This is a genomic window from Lysinibacillus parviboronicapiens (genome assembly GCF_003049575.1).
In the GTDB taxonomy this organism is placed as follows: Bacteria; Bacillota; Bacilli; order Bacillales_A; family Planococcaceae; genus Lysinibacillus; species Lysinibacillus parviboronicapiens.
On record NZ_PYWI01000034.1, the window covers coordinates 1 to 20,336 of the forward strand.

The 20,336-nt window shown below is 36.1% G+C and carries 16 protein-coding genes; 15 read left to right on the forward strand and 1 reads right to left on the reverse strand.

Annotated features, from left to right (window positions below):
* The first annotated feature begins 287 nt into the window (after positions 1-287).
* From C9J35_RS19855 to C9J35_RS19875, 5 genes are all read left to right on the forward strand, one after another.
* Positions 288-875: an SCO family protein gene (locus C9J35_RS19855; protein ID WP_107926204.1), complete on the forward strand. Its 588-nt coding sequence runs from the start codon at positions 288-290 to the stop codon at positions 873-875.
* Positions 876-919: 44 nt separating this feature from the next.
* Complete coding sequence (locus C9J35_RS19860) at positions 920-1,228, forward strand: Tn3 family transposase (RefSeq protein ID WP_054768418.1); 309 nt, start codon at positions 920-922, stop codon at positions 1,226-1,228.
* Positions 1,229-1,643: 415 nt separating this feature from the next.
* Positions 1,644-2,603 (forward strand): 2-hydroxyacid dehydrogenase, encoded by a 960-nt coding sequence (locus C9J35_RS19865; protein WP_107926208.1) that lies wholly within the window; start codon positions 1,644-1,646, stop codon positions 2,601-2,603.
* Between the two features lie 106 nt (positions 2,604-2,709).
* Positions 2,710-3,093: a cupin domain-containing protein gene (locus C9J35_RS19870; RefSeq protein WP_107926210.1), complete on the forward strand. Its 384-nt coding sequence runs from the start codon at positions 2,710-2,712 to the stop codon at positions 3,091-3,093.
* A gap of 610 nt (positions 3,094-3,703) precedes the next feature.
* Positions 3,704-4,957, forward strand: coding sequence for an MFS transporter (locus C9J35_RS19875; protein ID WP_107926212.1), 1,254 nt, complete (start codon positions 3,704-3,706; stop codon positions 4,955-4,957).
* A 308-nt stretch (positions 4,958-5,265) separates the two neighbouring features.
* Here C9J35_RS19875 and C9J35_RS19880 read toward each other — a convergent pair whose 3' ends face one another.
* Positions 5,266-6,879, reverse strand: a complete 1,614-nt coding sequence (locus C9J35_RS19880; RefSeq protein ID WP_107926214.1) for a PucR family transcriptional regulator — start codon at positions 6,877-6,879, stop codon at positions 5,266-5,268.
* A 151-nt stretch (positions 6,880-7,030) separates the two neighbouring features.
* Here C9J35_RS19880 and allW point away from each other — a divergent pair, with 151 nt between their 5' ends.
* The 10 genes from allW (at position 7,031) to arcC (ending at position 20,128) form a co-directional block, all read left to right on the forward strand.
* Positions 7,031-8,476, forward strand: coding sequence for an allantoin permease (gene allW / locus C9J35_RS19885; protein WP_107926216.1), 1,446 nt, complete (start codon positions 7,031-7,033; stop codon positions 8,474-8,476).
* A 15-nt stretch (positions 8,477-8,491) separates the two neighbouring features.
* Positions 8,492-9,856, forward strand: coding sequence for an allantoinase AllB (gene allB / locus C9J35_RS19890; RefSeq protein WP_107926218.1), 1,365 nt, complete (start codon positions 8,492-8,494; stop codon positions 9,854-9,856).
* Between the two features lie 73 nt (positions 9,857-9,929).
* On the forward strand, positions 9,930-11,552 hold the full coding sequence (locus tag C9J35_RS19895; protein WP_054768417.1) for a lactate permease LctP family transporter: 1,623 nt from the start codon (positions 9,930-9,932) through the stop codon (positions 11,550-11,552).
* A 354-nt stretch (positions 11,553-11,906) separates the two neighbouring features.
* The gene (gene allC / locus C9J35_RS19900; RefSeq protein WP_107926220.1) at positions 11,907-13,136 is read left to right on the forward strand and encodes an allantoate deiminase; all 1,230 of its coding nucleotides are present in this window, start codon (positions 11,907-11,909) and stop codon (positions 13,134-13,136) included.
* Positions 13,137-13,163: 27 nt separating this feature from the next.
* Positions 13,164-13,967 (forward strand): (S)-ureidoglycine aminohydrolase, encoded by an 804-nt coding sequence (gene allE, locus C9J35_RS19905; protein ID WP_107926222.1) that lies wholly within the window; start codon positions 13,164-13,166, stop codon positions 13,965-13,967.
* A 366-nt stretch (positions 13,968-14,333) separates the two neighbouring features.
* Positions 14,334-15,383, forward strand: a complete 1,050-nt coding sequence (gene allD, locus C9J35_RS19910) for an ureidoglycolate dehydrogenase (RefSeq protein WP_054768416.1) — start codon at positions 14,334-14,336, stop codon at positions 15,381-15,383.
* Between the two features lie 17 nt (positions 15,384-15,400).
* Positions 15,401-17,158, forward strand: coding sequence for an acyl-CoA synthetase FdrA (locus C9J35_RS19915; protein ID WP_107926224.1), 1,758 nt, complete (start codon positions 15,401-15,403; stop codon positions 17,156-17,158).
* Positions 17,158-18,423, forward strand: coding sequence for a YlbE family protein (locus C9J35_RS19920; RefSeq protein ID WP_054768415.1), 1,266 nt, complete (start codon positions 17,158-17,160; stop codon positions 18,421-18,423). Before C9J35_RS19915 ends, C9J35_RS19920 begins: the two co-directional genes overlap by 1 nt.
* Positions 18,420-19,190: an oxamate carbamoyltransferase subunit AllH family protein gene (locus C9J35_RS19925; protein WP_054768414.1), complete on the forward strand. Its 771-nt coding sequence runs from the start codon at positions 18,420-18,422 to the stop codon at positions 19,188-19,190. Before C9J35_RS19920 ends, C9J35_RS19925 begins: the two co-directional genes overlap by 4 nt.
* 5 nt (positions 19,191-19,195) lie before the next feature.
* The gene (gene arcC, locus C9J35_RS19930; protein ID WP_054768413.1) at positions 19,196-20,128 is read left to right on the forward strand and encodes a carbamate kinase; all 933 of its coding nucleotides are present in this window, start codon (positions 19,196-19,198) and stop codon (positions 20,126-20,128) included.
* The last annotated feature ends 208 nt before the right edge of the window (positions 20,129-20,336 follow it).

Genomic DNA, 20,336 nt, shown 5'->3' on the forward strand with positions numbered 1-20,336 from the left:
GGCTCGGAGATGTGTATAAGAGACAGGAAGATAAGAAAAGAATAACTTGTTATATAACAATTTTATGATGTTTGGGAAATAACCAAAATAACAAAAAAAATTTTTTGAAAATTTTTAAAAGCCTTATTAATTCCCTGGAATATAAATCCTAAGATGTTACCAAAATCATACAAAAATCAGCCAAAGACATAAAAGATTCGTTAAGTTCAAGTTCGTTATCTTGTAATTAGTTTCTATAATTTATACAATTAACAGCGATGACAAATTAGAGGGAAGTGACTAACTTTATGAAGAAGAGAAGTATCATACTTATAGGGATACTTGTAATAAGTAGCTTATTGGGAGCTTGTGGCAGCTATAAATTTGAACCAACACTAAATATAGAGGTAGAGGATTTTTCGCTTACAAATCAAAACAATAAGGAAGTTAGCTTGAATGACTTAAAAGGCAAGCCTTGGTTAGCGATGTTTATCTTTACAAATTGCACGACAGTTTGTCCGCCAATGACATTTAATATGACAGAGATTCAGACAGCTCTTCAAGATAAGGACATTAAGGATTATAATATAGTAGCTTTTAGCGTAGATCCTGAAGTAGATACGCCAGAAGTATTAACAAATTACTTAAAATCTTATTCAGTAGCTGATAAAAGTAAATGGCAGCTATTAACTGGTTATAAGCAAGAATATATTGAGCAATTTGCCAGAAAATCATTTAATTCTTTAGTAAAAAAATCTCCAAATTCTGACCAAGTCGTACATATGTCAAGATTTTATTTAGTGAATGCAGATGGTCAAGTCGTGAAGGATTACGACGGCACGACAGATGTGCCAGTGGAAACAATCGTTGCAGATATGAAGGCGTTAACTAAATAAAAAGCAATAACTCAGAGGTTTGAATGACTTCTGAGTTATTTTTTATGGCTGTAATTAATGAAAGAAAAATCGAACATTCAATTGCTGACATACAAAACATTTGCAAACGTTGGCACTTGGTAACAGCTACGCTGGTATCACCCCAGAATACGGTTTCGGTTTATCTTTCAGAAGCAATGAAACTCCTGAAGCAAAAGGGATTGCTTCAGGAAAATTTGTTAAACCGCATTTCGCCGTTAGGATGGGAACATATCAACTTTCTTAGTGATTACACATTCTATCAAAAGCGAAATGCCAGCCTAAACTCATTGTTACCACTTATTCAAGCAAAAATCGAAGCCGGTAATCCTTAGCGTACAGGATACCGGCGTTTTTTCTGTCAATTAGGGCTTAGCGTACAAAATTCGCATATTGTAGGTGGTACTCTGTATAGAGGAAAGATAATTTCAATTATTAGCTTTTGTCTGAAATAGGTAATGTTGCTTCATTTTTTGTCGAAAGTGAACAATGTTATTTAATTGCTCAGAACCTACAATTAAATTAAGCAAATAACATAAATAAATACGAAAAAACAGGAGTGTCATACAGTGAAAACATAAAATTTTTGTGCAAAGTATACAAAACAATACAGCTGATATTTATCCACCTCTTCCTGAGTAGTTTTGAAGAAGTGTGAAAATCGTGTGAATCTCTCTTTTGTTATTTTTTAACTATGGTAACTAGTTAATCAACAGACGTGTTAGAAAATAGTAGGAAGGAATTGATATAATGTTAGTTAAATTATTAGAACCATTAAATGTTTCAGATTCGATCATTGAAAAATTAGCGGAACCAATTAAACAGGCCGGTCATGAATTTGTTTACTACAATGAGAAAACAACTGATTCGGTAGAATTAGCAAACCGTAGTGAAGGTGCAGATGTTATTATGATTGCTAATAACTCTTACCCTACAGATGTGATTAATCAGAATGACAATTTAAAATTAATCAATGTTGCCTTTACAGGTGTTGATCATGTAGGTATTGCTCATGCTAAAAACCAAGATATTATGATATGTAATGCAGCTGGATATGCGAATCAAGCAGTTGCCGAATTAACAATTGGTTTAGTGTTAGATTTGTATCGTCACATCACTCAAGGTGATAGAGAAATTCGTAACAGTAATTTCCCGGGACCATTCCAAGGTAGTGAAATTAAAGGTAAAACAGTTGGTTTGATTGGTACAGGTAAAATTGGTATGATGACTGCTCATTTGTTTAAAGCTTTTGGCGCAAAATTAGTTGCTTCAGACCAATCCCGAAGAAATCCAGAAGCTGAAGATTTAGGTATCGAGTATATGGAATTAGATGAGTTATTAACACAATCTGATATTGTGTCATTACATATACCATTACTGCCAAGCACAAAAGGATTAATTTCTAAAGAAAAATTAGATTTAATGAAAGAATCAGCCATTCTTATCAACTGTGCACGAGGTCCAATTGTTGATAATGACGCATTGGCGGACGCATTAAATGAAGGGCGAATTGCAGGGGCTGGTATCGATGTCTTTGATATGGAACCGCCTATTCCTGAAGACTACAAACTTTTACACGCAAAAAATGCTATTTTAACACCACACATTGGTTTCCTTACTGATGAAGCAATGGAATTGCGCGCTAGAATTGCATTCGATAACACCATTGCATTCCTAGAGGATAGACCACAAAATATTATTAAAAGATGATATTTTGAGATTTTCCTAACAAATCTCGCACATATTTAACAATATGTGAATAACTAAACAATGTAGGTATCATGTAGTTGGAAATTCGAAACAAGGAGAAAATACAATGACATTAAAACAATTAGCAAGAGAAGATTTAAAAAATCGTATTTTCCATTGGCCAGATATTCGAGAGTTTAGAGAAGAAGAAGCGACAAAACATATTTTCTATGAAACACCTAATACTGTAGGAGCTGTTTGGTGTATGCGCCCAGGGCAAACATTGCCAATTCACTCACACGAGAAAGCTGATGATATTTGGATTGTTATTGAAGGAACAGCAGATTTTTATCCAGAATGTGGTGAAATGGTTCAAATTAAAGCGGGTGATGTTGTTGTTGCACGTGCGGGTGAAAAGCATGGAATGACCAATAATTCTGATAAAGATTTCGTTATGTTAGGGATTGCGGGGCCGACACCAATCGGCTTTATTCCGCATAAACATAATTAAGTTTAACTTCTTTCAGCAAACATCCGCTGAAAGAAGTTAAAGCCTTCGGCGGATGTCACAGAATCGGCTTTGTACAAGCCAAAGCCGATTCTGGAAGTATTTATGCAGGTATAATTGATATTTATCACGTCTGTTGATTAACTAGTTTTCATAGTAAAACAAGAGAGATTTCTTCTTGTAGATGTAAGTTACCATATGAAACATCTATAAGGAGGAATCTTTCTGCCTAACTAAGGATTTTCAAACTTCTTCAAAACTTTATTTCACTTTAAAAAGTGGATGAAATTTAGCTGATGCTGGGTTTGTAGGTGTAGCACTATTTGAACCATTGATTGAATCAGTCCGATAACCTTAAGGGGTAGTCGGGCTGATTTTTTTTGTATCTTTGAATCTCACTTGCTTTGAGGTCTCACAAAAATACTACACAGAGATCGGTAAGCGAAAATACTAGTAGGTTTAGAGAATATTTAAAGTATTTGCTTTTGTCTAAAATGTGCAATGCTGTTTCTATTTTTGTTAAAAGTGAACAATGTTATTTAGTTACCCATAACCTAAAATTAAATTAAGCAAATACATAAGTAAAAAAAACGAAAAATGGGAGTGTCATACTATGGGACAAACAGTTAAAAATGACCCGAATTATTACAAAAAAATAATTATTGCACTGTTTTTAGGTTGGGTAGTTATTTGGATTTATCGTACAATACTCACGCCAATATATCCACAAATTCAAGAATCGCTAGGGAATATTAGCGATACACAAGTAGGACTTGTTGCTTCTTTTTATTTCTTTGCATATACAGGTATGCAAATTCCATCAGGGATACTCGTTGATAAATTCGGTCAAAAACGAGTATTAATCCCAGCGTTTATCATTTTTGCAGTAGCAGCATTTATAATTGGAACAAGCTCGACTATCACTCAAGTGTATGTTGGCGCCTTATTGGCAGGTCTTTCGACTGGTTCATACTATGGTGCAGCTTTCTCCTTATCGGCTAAACATATGCCAAAAGATAAAAAAAGTTTTTCTAATGCTATCATAAACAGTGGTTCAGCATTAGGTATGGTAATTGGTTTAATAGGCTCATCAGTATTAGTAGGTAGTCTTAATATCAAATGGAATTACATGCTTATTATGGCAGCAATCTTAATATTAGCAGTAACATTTGTATTTGTTTTGATTATTAAACAAGATAAAAAATCAGATACAGAAGCATCTGAAGATAGGAAAACAACGCAAGACGAAGATTCTCAAGGCGCAAATCTATTTTCACCAAGACAATTAGTTGTATATTTTGTATATTTTGCAACATGTTATGGTTATTACATGATTGTTACATGGTTACCGTCATTCCTTGTCGCAGAAAAAGGATTTGAACAAGGATCAGTAGGATATGTAGCTGCTCTAGTTGCAATCGCAGCAGTACCTGGTGCTTTGATATTCTCTAAATATATTGATAAAAATGCACATATGCGTCTGCGCTTAATTTTCCTCTTGTTAATTGGGGCAGCGGTAACAATTGGTTTAACAGTGTTTTCACCTAATCCTGCCGTACTTTATATAGCGTTAATCTTATATGGCTTATTCGGCAAACTTGCAATTGATCCAGTTTTAATCACGTATGTATCTGATTCAGTAGCATCAAATCGAGTTGCTAAAGCATTAGGTTTCTTTAACTTCTTTGGCATGAGTTCATCAGTTGTTGCGCCAACTCTTACTGGTTATATTGGTGATATCACTGGCTCGAAGGTATTAGCATTCTATATTGCAGCAATACTTCTTGCAGTAGCAGCGATTTTATTTTTCCTTGTAGTTATGTTAAGAGAAAATAAAGCAGCTCCTAAATCCCTAGCTAATGAATAAAGCGAGACTTCCATCAGTGGAGATGTTCTTCATCTTCCACTGATGGTTTGCTTTGTGATATATTTAGGCACATTTCATGCATTTTTAACTGTGGAAGACAACAGAATATTTTTCCATTTCATGTATAAAAAAGTATCCCGCTAAAAAGCATTCATATAACTGCTTTTTAGCGGGATTTTATGTGTGATATAGGTATCAATTATGCCTCGGCATAACTGTGTCCGAGCATTCATCTCACCACCTATAGAGATGGTGAGATTGATGTAACTGACGTTGCACTTACGTTACAAAAAATATTTGCTGAAAAGTTAAAACGTTATTTTTTCTGATGCATATAATGCCAATCTAATATCCAATGATGCTTCAGAAGCTTCAACAGACTGACCTAAAATTTCTTCGCATTTTTTAATGCGATATTTTACTGTATTACGATGAATAAAAATATCTTCTGAAGTCTTTGTGAGGTCACAATGGTTCGCCAAATAAATTTTTAAAGTATGTTTAAGTTCTTTTTCCTTCGTCGTTTTCGGATAGGCTAATGGACCTAATGTATACGTGAGAAACGGTTTTAACTTATTAGCTGGAATGAGCTGTAATAATTCTTCTACACTTTTGGATTTATAGAGCTCTATAAAACCAATTTCACTATTTTCATACTTATTATCAAAAGCTTCATTCGCTTCGAAAAAAGTTAGTGGTAACTGTGAGAATTCAGAGACTTCATTACCAATCCCAAAGGATAATGAATTATTAAAAATTTTTTGATACTCTTTATTGAGATATTTGCAGTAGTCTAAATAATATTGATGTCTCGTTTGTAAAAGTATCGTAAATCGATGATTACCTGGAGACGTATATATACTGATAGTGGGATCAATGTCAATCAACTTATGCGTTAGCCATTCAAAAGTCATTTGATACCGCTCATTCAAATAAATATTATTTTCCACATCCTGCTCTTTGTCAATCGCACAAATTATCACTTGATAGTAATTTGAGGGTTGGATATGATGCTTTTTTAAAAACTCTGGGTGCTGCTTTAACGAAATAAGGTTATCAGGATGTTCAGACATGAGTGATTCGAAAAATTTGCTCACATCTTGTTGTTCTGCTTCCTTAATTTTACTATTTTTATAAATTGCGAGACTGAGTGTATTTACGGCTTGTTCTATTGTGAGTAAACTAAATGGATAACTGAGCGTATTGACATTTGAAATCATAAGATAATATGGAAAATATTTAAATGCAGGAACCTCAAATATAATATGTTCTTCTTGGAAAGATGCTCTATTATTAGGTGAAATCTGCTTGGAATTTAAACATCTTTTGAAGTAACTGAGATTTCTCTGAACATGTTCTGGGTGTTCGTGGAAATGATGACTCATCGATTTAATTTGATGAAAAGGATTTATTAGCATGACAGGGACTCTGAGGAGTCTACTCATACGTTCAATCATCATCTCCAGACTTAACCCTCTCATAAGCATTGTATTTAATTCTTGTTGGATATCTAATGCAAAATACAATTTTTCAGTTTCTTCATCCGAGATATATGATGATATATGATGAGTAATTGATCCTAGATTCCAACATTCGGGAATTCCGATAATCGGGAATTTTAATTCATTTGCGAATTCTATGACTTCATTATCTAATTTTTTTAAAAATCGAGATAACTTGATACCTATGCCAGCAACTTGTATATCATTTAATTCTCTAATGAGGTCAATTAATCCAGATTGATCGTGTTGATAATTCATACCAGTGGTTACGATAAATGACTGTTGTGCTGTAAAATCTTTGATATCAGGTGTTTCTGTAATATCGACCATTTCTACCTCTCTCTCTAAATCGCCTTCGTCATTTAACAATATTAAATCTGAAAATTGTTGTACAGACATTATTTCTTTTAATGTTGTCATAAGAACTCACTCCTTATATCTTTGTTTGAAAAAGCCAAAATAAAAATTAAATATGTATGATGTTACAAAGATAACCTATCACTCTGATAGTATACTATTTTTGAAGGTTATTATACGTATAATCCTTTATTAATAATAAAGGAGAATCATTATGCTTGAACAAGGTCAAGGTATTCAACGAGACACATCGTTTTTTGAAAAGCGCGGTTACAACAAGGATATCATGCCAAAGTCGGTTGAACAAAGAAATTCATCTGCATTTAACTTTTTTACGCTGTGGATGGGGGCAGTGCATAACATTCCTAATTATACAGCTGTTGGTGGATTCTTACTATTAGGTTTATCACCATTACAAGTGATGATATCACTTGTTATAAGTTCATTCTTAATTGCCTTGCTACTTGTTGTAAACGGTTACGCAGGCTCAAAATATGGTATCCCATTTGCCATGCATTTGAGACATACATATGGTGATATAGGTGCCAAACTACCAGGGATATTACGTGGTGTTGTAGCAGGCATTGCTTGGTTCGGTTTACAAACATTTGCCGGTTCACAAGCTTTATTGATTCTAATGAATAAAATTTTTCCGGGATTCAGTGATATTGGGGATGGTACTACAATTTTAGGTATTACTATTCCGGGAATAATTGCATTCTTGCTATTCTGGGTAATTAACTTTGCCATTGGTATTGGTGGCGGTGAAACATTAAATAGATTTACTGCTATCTTAAACCCGCTGATTTATATTGTTTTTGGTGGTATGGCTATCTGGGGCATTAAAGCTGGTGGTGGACTCAGTAAAATTATGAGCTATGAACTGACTACGGAGGGTAGTATTTTATATCCAACCATTTTAGCATTTATCTTAGTGTTTAACTCCTTACTTGGTGTTTGGGCTGCGCCTGGCGCAAGTGTTTCTGACTTCACACAAAATGCGAAATCAACGAGAACACAAATTATCGGACAAGTTTCTGGTATTGTTGTTGCTCATATGTTGTTTGCATTTTCAAGTGTAACAATTTTAATTGGTGGGTCTATTTATTTTGGTCAACAAGAGTGGAATATACTGAATATTATTAACCAATGGGATAATATATGGACGATTTTCTTTGCAACAGGTGTACTCCTATTGACAACAATCTCTACAAATGCAACAAGTAATATTATTCCAGCGGCTTACCAATTAAGTGCGTTGTTTCCAAAGCATATAAATTATCGGCGGGGTGTATGGATTGCATCGATTGCAAGTATTATCACCATGCCGTGGAAGATGATGGAGAATAGTGATAGTATCTTCATGTTTTTAAATATAATTGGTGCCATTCTTGGTCCAGTTGCAGGTGTCATGATTGTAAAATTCTTCTTCATTTCGAAGTGTAGGATCAATATCGAAGAATTATACTTTGATAGGAACAGCAACGAACGGCCAAAAGTGAGAATCAATATACAAGCTTATATTGCGACAATCGTTGGAGTATCCATTTCCTTAATAGGTTTTATACCAAAGTTCCACGTCATTTTGGACTTTTCATGGTTTATCGGATTCTTTACAGCAGGTATTTTACTCTTATTATTAAATATTTTTAAAAAATAGAGGGAGATGATTCACATGAAATTCGATTTAATTATAAAAAATGGATTGGTCATTCTAGAAAATGGTGAGCAAGAAGTCGAAATAGGGATAAGGAAAGGTAAAATTGCTGCAATCGGTAAAGATTTAGGTGAAGATGCAGAAATTATTGATGCAAAGGGCTTAATCGTATCTCCAGGCATGGTAGATGCACACGTACATATTACAGAACCAGGAGGAGGCTATCGTGATGAATGGGAAGGTTATGATACAGGTACACGAGCCTGTGCAAAAGGTGGTGTAACAACAATTATCGAAATGCCATTAAACCAAGTACCTGCAACAATTAATGGTCAATCTATCAATGAAAAATTTAAAGCTGGAGAAGGGAAATTATCCGTAGATGTTGCAAGCTATGGCGGATTAGTGCCATTTAACTTAGACGGCGGTATTCAAGAATTAGATAGCAATGGTGTTGTTGCATATAAATGTTTTGTGGCTACATGTGGTGATCGTTCTATAGAAGGTGACTTCATGAATGTGGATGACTATACCCTATATGAAGGTATGAAACAAATAGCGAAGACAGGTAAAATATTATCTATTCATGCTGAAAATGCTGAAATTACTGATAGATTAGGAGAAATAGCTTATAAAAACGGGGAAACATCATTACGTGCTTATGTAGATTCACGACCTGTATTTACGGAAGTGGAGCCAATTAGAAAAATAATCCTATTTGCTAAAGAAACAGGCTGTCGTGTGCACATCGTACATGTAGCTTGTGAGGAGGGGGTAGATGAAGTTGTAAAAGCGCAGCAAGAAGGTGTCGATATTACATGCGAAACATGTACACACTATCTATATTTCTATAAAGAAGAATTAGATGGTATCGGTCCGGTTGTAAAATGTTCTCCGCCAATCCGTGAACAATCACGTTTGGAAGGTATGTGGAATCGTGTATTATACGGGGATATTTCATTCGTCACATCAGACCATTCACCATGTACACCAGACCTAAAAGACAAGGATAATGCATTTGAAGCTTGGGGAGGGATTGCAGGTGTACAAAATAACATAGATGTATTATTCGATGAAGGTGTACAAAAACGTAACATGTCATTAGCACAATTTGCAGCGATTATTGCTACAAACCCTGCGCGACGATTTAATCTAGCAGCAAAAGGTAGCATCACAGTAGGGAAAGATGCAGACTTCATATTTATTAAGAAAGATGCACCTTATGAATTACAAGCCGAGGACTTAGCATACCGACACAAAATCAGTCCTTATGTGGGGCGTAAAATCGGTGCACAGGTAGTGAAAACATTCCTTCGCGGTGTTGAAATCTATGACAAAGAAAAAGGGATTACAGACAAAAAAGTAGGGCTATTTATCTCTTAAGTAATGAGCAGTAGGACCCCATTTCTCAATTAATATATTATAGAAATAAACTACTTAGAAAGAAGTGACAACTATGTGGTATCAACAATACGATCCACTTGGAAACGAAATAGTGAGTGGAATCATAGCTTTCCTTCCCATTCTCTTATTTCTACTAAGTTTAACAATCTTTAAATTAAAAGGGATTTATGCAGCAGCATTAACATTAGGAGTTACTCTTGTCATTTCTGTCGGAGTCTTTGGAATGCCGATTACTAAAGCTTTTGCGGCAATTCTTTTCGGTACAGGCAAAGCGCTATGGCCAATCGGTTATATCGTTATTATGGCTGTTTGGTTGTACAAGATTTCTGTTAAAGCCGGAAAATTTGAAATAGTACGTGGTAGTATCGCTAGTATTACCGAGGATCAACGTCTTCAATTATTGCTTATTGGCTTTTGCTTTAATGCCTTCTTGGAAGGAGCAGCAGGTTTAGGTGTTCCAATCGCAATTTGTGCAGCATTACTTGTGACCCTCGGCTTTAAACCAATTAAAGCTGCTGGTCTTTGCCTAATCGCCAATGCCTCTACAGGCGCATTCGGTACAGTTGGGATTCCGGTTATTACAGGTGCTCAAGTAGGTGGTATGGAAATTTTAGAACTTTCTAAAATGACGGCATTTATGTTACCTATGATTTCATTTCTCGTTCCGTTTATCCTCATCTTTATTCTAGATGGATTTAAAGGAATAAAAGAAATATTCCCAGCAATTTTTATCGTCAGCGGAGTATTTTCGGGACTTCAATTACTAACGATTGCTGTTATCGGTCCGGAGCTTGCGAATATTATCCCTTCTTTAGCTACTATGGTAATTTTAGCTGTATTCTTAAGAAAATGGCAACCTAAAACGATTTACCATGAACCTGGTGTAAAAGAAACAGGGAATTTAACAAACCACTCTATGAAAGAAATCATGGTAGCATGGTCACCATTTTATTTACTCACAGGTGTTATAGCCATTTGGAGCCTTCCAGTATTTAAAAATTTATTTGCAGCTGGTGGTGTACTTGATTTTACAAACGTGGCCTTGAAAATCCCAGGATTACATGATCAAATCTTTCGCACACCACCGATAGCAACAGAAGAAACACCTATGTCAGCTATCTTAAATCTTAACTTTGTTTCAGCAACAGGGACAGCGATTCTGGTAACGATTATTTTAACAAGTATTCTATTTCCTGCATTAAACATAAAGCAAACCGTTAATTTGCTAGGTGACACTATTAAAGAACTGTGGTTACCGATTTTTACTATCGTTCTTGTAATGGCTTTTGCAAATCTCTCTGACTTCTCTGGACTAAGTACTTCACTGGGACTTGCACTTGCAAAAACGGGTGACTTCTTTCCATTTGTTAGTCCAGTATTAGGATGGATTGGTGTCTTTCTCACTGGATCTGTTGTTAATAATAACGCGCTATTTGGTAGCTTACAGGTCGTTACTGGGACGCAAGTTGGTATTTCACCACCTTTGTTAATGGCAGCCAATACAGCTGGCGGAAGCGTGGCAAAATTGATTTCACCGCAATCTATCGCTATTGCAGCAGCAGCTGTTAATGAGACTGGGAACGAATCAAAAATTTTTCAATATACATTACGATATAGCTTAGGATTGCTCCTTCTCATATGTATCATGACATTTGGCTTATCGTTTATCCTATGATGATTTTAAAATGAATAAACCACATAGTAAATCAGAGTTTTCACATTGATTTACTATGTGGTTTTTGTTTTTTGTAAAGATAAATTCAATTCCCTCAGCTATTTAATACTGTTTGGAGTCGTCTGAAAAAGTTGGAACTTGCTCCATACGTATGACTTCTTAGTAGCCTATACGTAATCGACAGCTAACTGCTTTTTTGGACTTGCCTCTTAATTTTAACTACCGCATCCTAAACAAAAACTATATTTGTTGATAGTGCATAAAAAGACCTTTCATAATTGTTCATTATGTTAATGAACGATTGTGAGCAAAAACCTATAATAAAAATGAATTAGAGGAAGGAGTGAAAGAGTAATGGATATTCAATTAACTTTTGATGCTTTAGATAAGAAATTCACTAGTTTTGGTGGCTTAGAACAAGGTGGAATTACACGTCTGTTATATTCTCAAGAATGGAATGATGCAATTCGTGAGTTGGAAAAAACATTCAAAGAAGAAGGCTTAGAAGCAAGCTTTGACGACATCGGAAACTTATCTGGACGTCTTGTTGGAAGTACATATCCAGAAGAAACAATTTTGACGGGATCACATATCGACACAGTTGTTGAAGGTGGTCATCTAGATGGGCAATTCGGTATCTTATCTGCACTTGTGGCTGTGAAATATTTAAAAGAAAAATATGGTCAACCACTACGATCGTTAGAAGTATTATCACTTGCAGAAGAAGAAGGTAGTAGATTCCCTTACGTATTTTGGGGTAGTAAAAACTTCTTTAACTTAGCTAAAAAATCAGATGTCGACACAATTGAAGATGCTGAGGGTATCAAATTCGAAGATGCAATGCGCCAATCAGGCTTTGATTACCGAAAAACAGAGGTCGTTCGTAAGGATATCAAAGCTTTTGTTGAAGTGCATATTGAACAAGGTAAAGTGTTAGAGTCAGAAAACAAAACGATCGGTGTTGTAAATGGGATTGTTGGCCAGAAACGCTATACTATCAACTTAAAAGGCGAAGCAAACCATGCTGGTACAACACCAATGTCATTACGTCGAGATACAGTTGTTGCTTATAGTGCAATTGTTACAGATTTAACAAAACGTGCTAGAGAAATTGGAGAACCACTTGTGTTAACGTTCGGTCATGTCGTACCTTTGCCAAACACAGTGAATGTGGTTCCCGGAGAAATTACTTTTTCAATAGATTGTCGTCATATTGATCAACAATTATTACATGATTTTGCGACAGAAATAGAAGACAAAATTAAGTTAGTCGCTGAAGCAAATGACATGACTTATGATATTCATTTATGGATGGATGAGGCACCAACATTGATGGATAAAGAAATTGTTCAAATAATTGAACAAGCAGCAAAGAATAATGTTGGTGATCGTTATAAAGTGATGCCATCAGGTGCTGGTCATGACTCACAAATCTTTGCGGAGTATGTTCCAACAGCAATGATATTTGTACCCTCTATTGGCGGAATTAGCCACAATATTAATGAAGAGACGAAGATAGAAGACCTTGTTAAGGGGATTGCAGTATTGAGCGAAGTACTTTATGAACTCGCATATAAAGAATAAAAATAATGTAAAAGGAGCCAGATACTCATGGGTTACTTAAATCAAGTTCAAGGATACAGAGAAGGTTTATTAGAAACACGTTCTGTGATTAAAAAAGACAATTACGCGTTAATTACACCAGATGGCCTAGTTAATAATGTTGTACCTGGCTTCAAAGATTGTGACGTCACAATCTTAGGGTCTCCACGTTTAGGTGCAAGATTCGTAGATTACTTAGTAACAGTTAAAAACCAAGGCGGAAACAAAACTGGTTTCGCTGGTGATGGTATTCAATCATTTGTATACGTTGTGTATGGCAAAATCAATGCTTATGCGGATGGTGAAAAATACGAATTAACGGAAGGTGGATACTTATATGTACCTTCACACTTACAGTTGACTTTTGAAAATCATAATAACGGTGAAGATAGCCGCTTATTCTTATATAAAAAACGTTATCAACCACTTAAAGGACACCCCCTTAAAGGGCATACACCAGAAGTCGTGACAGGTAATGTGAACAACATCGTACAAGAGCCATATGAAGGTATGAAAGAAGTATTAATTCAAGACTTATTACCAAAAGAAATCGGTTATGACATGAACATTCATATTCTTGCATTCAAACCTGGTGCTTCACATGGTTACATTGAAACACACGTTCAAGAGCACGGCGCTTACGTTTTAAGTGGGCGAGGTATGTACAACCTAGACAACGAATGGATACCAGTTGATAAAGGTGATTATATCTTTATGGGCGCTTATGTACCACAGGCAACCTATGCAATTGGTTTAGATGAACCATTCGCATACATTTATTCTAAAGATGCAAACAGAGATATTGATTTATAAAAAGTGTGCATATTTATCTCCGACAGTTATTGAAAGATAAATTAGTGAAAGCAGATTTACCCTGAACAACAAGCGGAGAAATGAACTGACTTCCTCATCTATGTGAATGAACGTAGTGTTCATTCACATAGCACAGTCAGAATGCAGTATATGACGGTTGATATTTTAACTTGTTATTAAACTTAAAATACTTTGGTGGCAAGGAGCAACTCCTAGATAAAATGTCCCAAATGGCACGAGGATTACTTGAAGTATTTGACAAAGTGTGAAATTCAAGTAATGAGAAAAAAGGCATCTCGGCTACAAAGAAATTCTAGATGATTTAGAATCCGACAAAATATATTAATCATGTAAGGGGTTAACAAGATGCGTGTATCTAAAGAAGAACTATTTAATTTAATGAAACAAAAGTTTATAAAAGCTGGATTAAACGAAGAAGCGGCACATGATGTTTCAGATGTATTAACATACGCCGATCATAGAGGCATTCACTCCCATGGGGCCGTACGTGTTGAATATTATTCTGAGCGAATCGCAAAAGGCGGTATTACAGCAAATCCAAACTATACATTTGAACAAACAGGGCCATGCTCAGCTGTCTTTGATGGGGATAATGGCCCAGGTCACCAAATAGCAAAACAAGCGATGGAAAAAGCCATTGAAATGGCAAAGAAATCAGGTGTTGCCGTTATTGGTATGAAGAACATCTCGCATAGTGGTGCATTAGGTTACTTTGTTGAAATGGCAGCAGAACAAGATATGGTTGCTTTAAGTATGTGTCAATCAGATCCTATGGCCGTGCCATTTGGCGGAACTGAACCATATTTTGGGACAAACCCAATTGCTTATAGTGCACCGTCTGCTGATGACCGTATCATTACATTTGATATGGCGACTACTGTTCAAGCATGGGGCAAAATCTTAGATGCAAGAAGTAAAAATGCATCGATTCCAGATACATGGGCTGTTGATGCTACTGGTGCACCTACGACGAATGCCAGAGATGTTCATGCACTTCTGCCAATTGCAGGTCCAAAAGGATACGGCTTGATGATGATGGTAGATATTTTATCAGGTAGTCTTCTAGGAGTCCCACATGGTATACATGTGTCTTCTATGTATCAAGACTTAACTAAAGGACGCGATTTAGGTCAACTTCATATCGTCATTAACCCTGCCTATTTCACAGATTTGAATGCTTTCAAGCTACAAATTACAACAATGCTCAATGAATTAAAAACACAGCCAGCGGCAGAGGGCTATGGAGAAATTTATTATCCAGGTGAACGCGGTATATTAAGAAGTAAGGAATATGATAAGGAAGGTATTGAAATCGTAGACGACATTTACAACTATCTTGTGTCAGACGACGTTCATTACGATCGTTATCATGGAAAAAATAGATTTGCAGAATAATAAAATGGAGGAACATTATGTTATACACAATTATAAAAGAAAACACTTATAAGGACTCTATCGTGTTAATGCTTTTATCAAATAAGTTATCTGCAATTGATGGCGTGAACAAAGTATCAATCATGATGGGAACTCCGGCCAATAAAGATATTTTCAAATCTTCTGGCTTAGGCACGGATGAATTAGAAAAAGCAAAACCAAATGATATCGTTATCGTTGTGGATACAGATCAGGAAGAAAAAGTAGCAGAAGTGAAAGAAGAAGTAGAGGTAGCATTAAAAGGTGAATCAGATTCACAAGACACGTCTAAAGGTCAAGAAGCACACAACTGGAAACGTGCAATGGAGCTTGCTAATAATCCGAACTTAGCGTTAATTTCAATTCCTGGTCAATATGCTGCAATGGAAGCGGAAAACGCATTGAACGAAGGTTTACATGTGTTTATGTTCAGTGACAATGTTTCAAAAGAAGACGAAGTGAAACTGAAACAAAAAGCGCATGAAAAAGGGTTATTAGTGATGGGTCCAGACTGTGGTACTGCACTTATTCACGGCGTACCCCTTGCTTTTACAAATAACGTAAACGAAGGCGATATCGGTATTGTTGGGGCATCAGGTACAGGGATTCAAGAAGTAACAACAATTATTGATCGTTATGGTAAAGGTGTTACAAACGCTCTTGGTACAGGGGGACGTGATTTATCGACGGAAGTTGGTGCGATTACGATGTTAGATAGCATCAAAGCGTTAAACCAAGATCCGAAAGTAAAAGTCATTACAGTGATCTCTAAACCACCTGCAGAGGAAGTACAGCGCAAAGTATTAAACGTACTAAGAAATATTGATAAACCAGTTGTAACACTATTTTTAGGTGACAAACCTTCCTATCAAGAAGAGAACATCTATCATGCTTATACACTTGAAGAAGCAGCGGTTGTAGCTGTCCAATTATCAAATGGGGACAAGCCAAATTTTGAACCAACAACAGTTAGAAATGTAAACGTGTTATTAAAAGATTCACAAGTTGGTATTAAAGGTTATTACTCAGGCGGTACATTAGCAACTGAAGCAGCTATGTTAGTGAAAGATGCATTCAAAGATGAAATATCTGAAGAAAAGAAAGATGGCTATATTTTAAAAACAAAAAATCATGAAATTATTGACTTAGGTGATGATGTTTATACACAAGGTAAACCACACCCAATGATTGATCCTGAAAACCGTATCGAAATGATTGAAAAATCTGTGAACGACCCGAAAACAGCGGTAATCATGATTGATAACGTAATCGGTAACGGTGGTCATGAAGATATGGCCAGTGAACTAGCGCCAACAATCAAACGTATTTTGAACAGTGCACGTCAAGAAGGTCGTGAACTTGCAGTCCTTGCAACAGTTGTAGGTACAGCACAAGATATCCAAGGTTACGATAAACAAATTGACACTTTAAAAGAGAGCGGTGCAATTATCTGTAAGACAAATGACCAAATGGTTCGCACAGCTATCCAACTTGTAGGCGGTAAAGTGGAACAGCCAATCCTTGATGTACAAAAATTTGAATATACACAAGAAGACTTAGTAGTAGACGAAAAAATTATGTCCTTCATTAATATGAAACCAAGCGTTATCAATATTGGGCTAAAAAGTTTTACTGAAGCTGTTCAAAACAGTGGCTCAGAGTGTGTTCAATTTAATTGGCGCCCAATTGCTGGTGGGGATGAGAAGTTAATGAAAGTACTTCAATTCTTAAACTATTACGAAGGAGGTACAATCTAATGGGTTACAGAACAATAAATGAAGCAAACGAAGCCGTTATCCAGAAGATCATAGCAGCAGCACCATTCTTAACGGATGTTGTACCAGCTAAATCTGTGATTCCTGAATTAGAAGATTACGTACTATTGCACGCTGGACCTCCAATTAAATATAAAAACATGACAGATCCTATGCAAGGTTCCTGTGTTGGCGCAATCCTTTTTGAAGGATGGGCAGAAGACGAAAAGAGTGCACGTGAATTACTTGAAAACGATAAGGTCAAATTCATTCCATGTCACCATGTAAATGCAGTTGGACCAATGGGTGGCATAACATCACCTAACATGCCAGTCCTTGTCGTTATTAACAAAGAGAGTGGTAACGAAGCGTACTGTCAAATGAACGAAGGGATTGGCGCGGTATTACGCTTCGGCGCTTATAATGAGCAAGTCATCAATCGTTTACACTGGATGAAAGATGTATTAGGTCCAGTATTAAGTAAAGCATTGAAGACATTTGATGGAGGCTTGAACGTCAACGTATTGATTGCAAAAGCTATTGCAATGGGTGATGAATTCCACCAGCGTAATATTGCAGCTTCACTTGCATTTTTAAAAGAACTATCTCCAGTAATTGCATCATTAGAAGACGTTGAAAAAGAACAACGTACAGAAGTAATCCAATTCTTAGCGGACACAGACCAATTTTTCTTAAATATTGCAATGGCGACTGGCAAAGCGATGATGGATGCAGCACGTACAATCGAACACGGTACAGTTGTTACCGCAATGTGCCGAAACGGTGAAAACTTTGGTATCCGTATTGCGGGTATGGGAGACGAATGGTTTACTGCTCCTGTTAATACCCCTCAAGGATTATATTTCACTGGTTACTCAGCAGAAGATGCAAACACAGATATCGGCGATTCAGCGATTACAGAAACAATCGGTGTTGGTGGTATGGCGATGATTGCAGCTCCTGCAGTAACACGCTTTGTTGGTACAGGTGGATTTAATGATGCGCTTGAAATAAGTAATCAAATGACTGAAATCTGTATCAGCGAAAACCCTAATTTTGTCATCCCAACTTGGGACTTCAAAGGCGCATGTTTAGGTATCGATGCACGGAAAGTTGTTGAAACAGGGATCACACCAGTTATCAACACTGGTATTGCCCATAAAATTGCGGGGTACGGACAAATTGGTGCCGGTACAGTCCATCCGCCAATCGAATGTTTTGAGAAGGCAATCACGGCATATGCTGAAAAGCTAGGTTTTAAAGGATGATTTTACAAGCAAGTGCGATTGGTTCAATCGCACTTCAATTATTGAAAGAAGAGAAAACCTTTACCGTGCACAGTATGTTTGAAAAAGGTTTGAATATTGTTGATCGAAATGGTGAATTAATATTTGTTGGGACCAATGAAAATGGTACATTTCCGTTCGGGATTTTGCTTGACCCTCAAACTAAACAAACGGTAAAGACCAATATTAGGGTAGGAGATACATTAATATTTCGCAATAATCGCCTTTTTCATAACCGTTTTGAAATGGTATTTAACGTAAACATACTACCGTTATATATGGATTTTGAACATGCAAATATAAATAAATTAATAGAAAATTTTAAATACATTTCATTCACATCCTATGAATCAACAGATTTTGAACCTGCACGTGTATTGTCTTTGATAAATAAATTACACGATCCAACCCAAAATCTTGATGAGGTATTTCGTTACTTTATTGGACGTGGACAAGGTTTAACACCAACAGGTGATGATATACTGGTCGGCATATTATACGGTCATTTTCTAAATAATTTTATCGAATTTAAACATCTCGAAACACTAAGAGCTCTAATTAAAGAACCTTTAACAACTATCGTTAGTCAGCGCTTTTTAACTTGTGCTATAGACGGTGTATTTAGTTCGAAGATTACAGCATTGCAGCACGATCCATCTCTAGAAAGTATGGAAAATCTTATAGAAGTAGGCTCTTCATCTGGAATGGATACGCTATATGGCATTTACTTGTCTTTAACTAAGGAGTGAAAGAAATGGGGAAAAGGGTAGTTATTGCATTAGGAGGTAATGCAATTTTACAGCCACAACAAGAAGCAACATATGATAATCAATTCAAAAACGTAATATCTGCAACACGCCATATGGTAGAAATTAAAGAAGCGGGTCATAAAATCGTGATTACCCACGGCAATGGTCCGCAAGTGGGGAATATTATTGCTCAAAACGAAGCTGCTAAAAATGTAGTCGAACCACTACCGATCCATGTTTGTAACGCTGAATCACAGGGTTTCATTGGTTATATGATGGAAACAGCTTTAAAAAACCATATTAAAGAACGAGGCATTACTTCAAATGTGGTTACATTGTTAACAATGGTTGAAGTGGACAAGGACGATCAAGCATTTAAAAATCCGACTAAACCAATCGGCGTATTTTTCTCGGAAGAAGAAGCACAGCGTTTAGAAAGACAAGGCTTTACTATGGCAGAAGATGCAGGTCGGGGATATAGACGCGTTGTGCCTTCACCAGAACCAAAAGTGATTCATGGTATAGATGAAATTCAACGTTTAATGGATGAAACGATTGTTATTTCATCTGGTGGTGGCGGTATACCTGTATATCGTGAAGACAGTGGTCAAATACATGGTATTGAAGCAGTCATCGATAAAGATCGTTCGGGATTAAAGCTTGCACAACAAGTGAATGCGGAAGTTTTCATGATGTTAACAGATGTACCAAATGTCTATATTAATTTCGGTAAAGAAAATGAGCAAAAGCTAAGCCACATTACTGTAGCAGAAGCTGAACAGTATGTTGCAGAAGGACAATTCCCGGCTGGTAGTATGTTACCAAAAATGCAAGCAGCTATCGAATTTGCGAAATTAGGGAAAGAGTCAATTATTTGTTCATTGGATCAAGCGGTAGCTGCTTTAGACGGAAAAGCTGGTACACGTATAACGCTATAAGTTTATCTAGAAGAGCGTGTTCGAAATAATATGAAGTTTGTAACGTCTTGGAGTGAGCAATAGCAGTGTCAAGACGTTGCAAACTTCATGTCGTTTCTTACTGCGATATTCATGCATATAAATCGATCGTTTTTAAGAATTTTAAGCGTCCAAAACTACTTATCCTGAAAATGGATAAATAGTTTTGGATTTTTTTGTATTTAAAAAT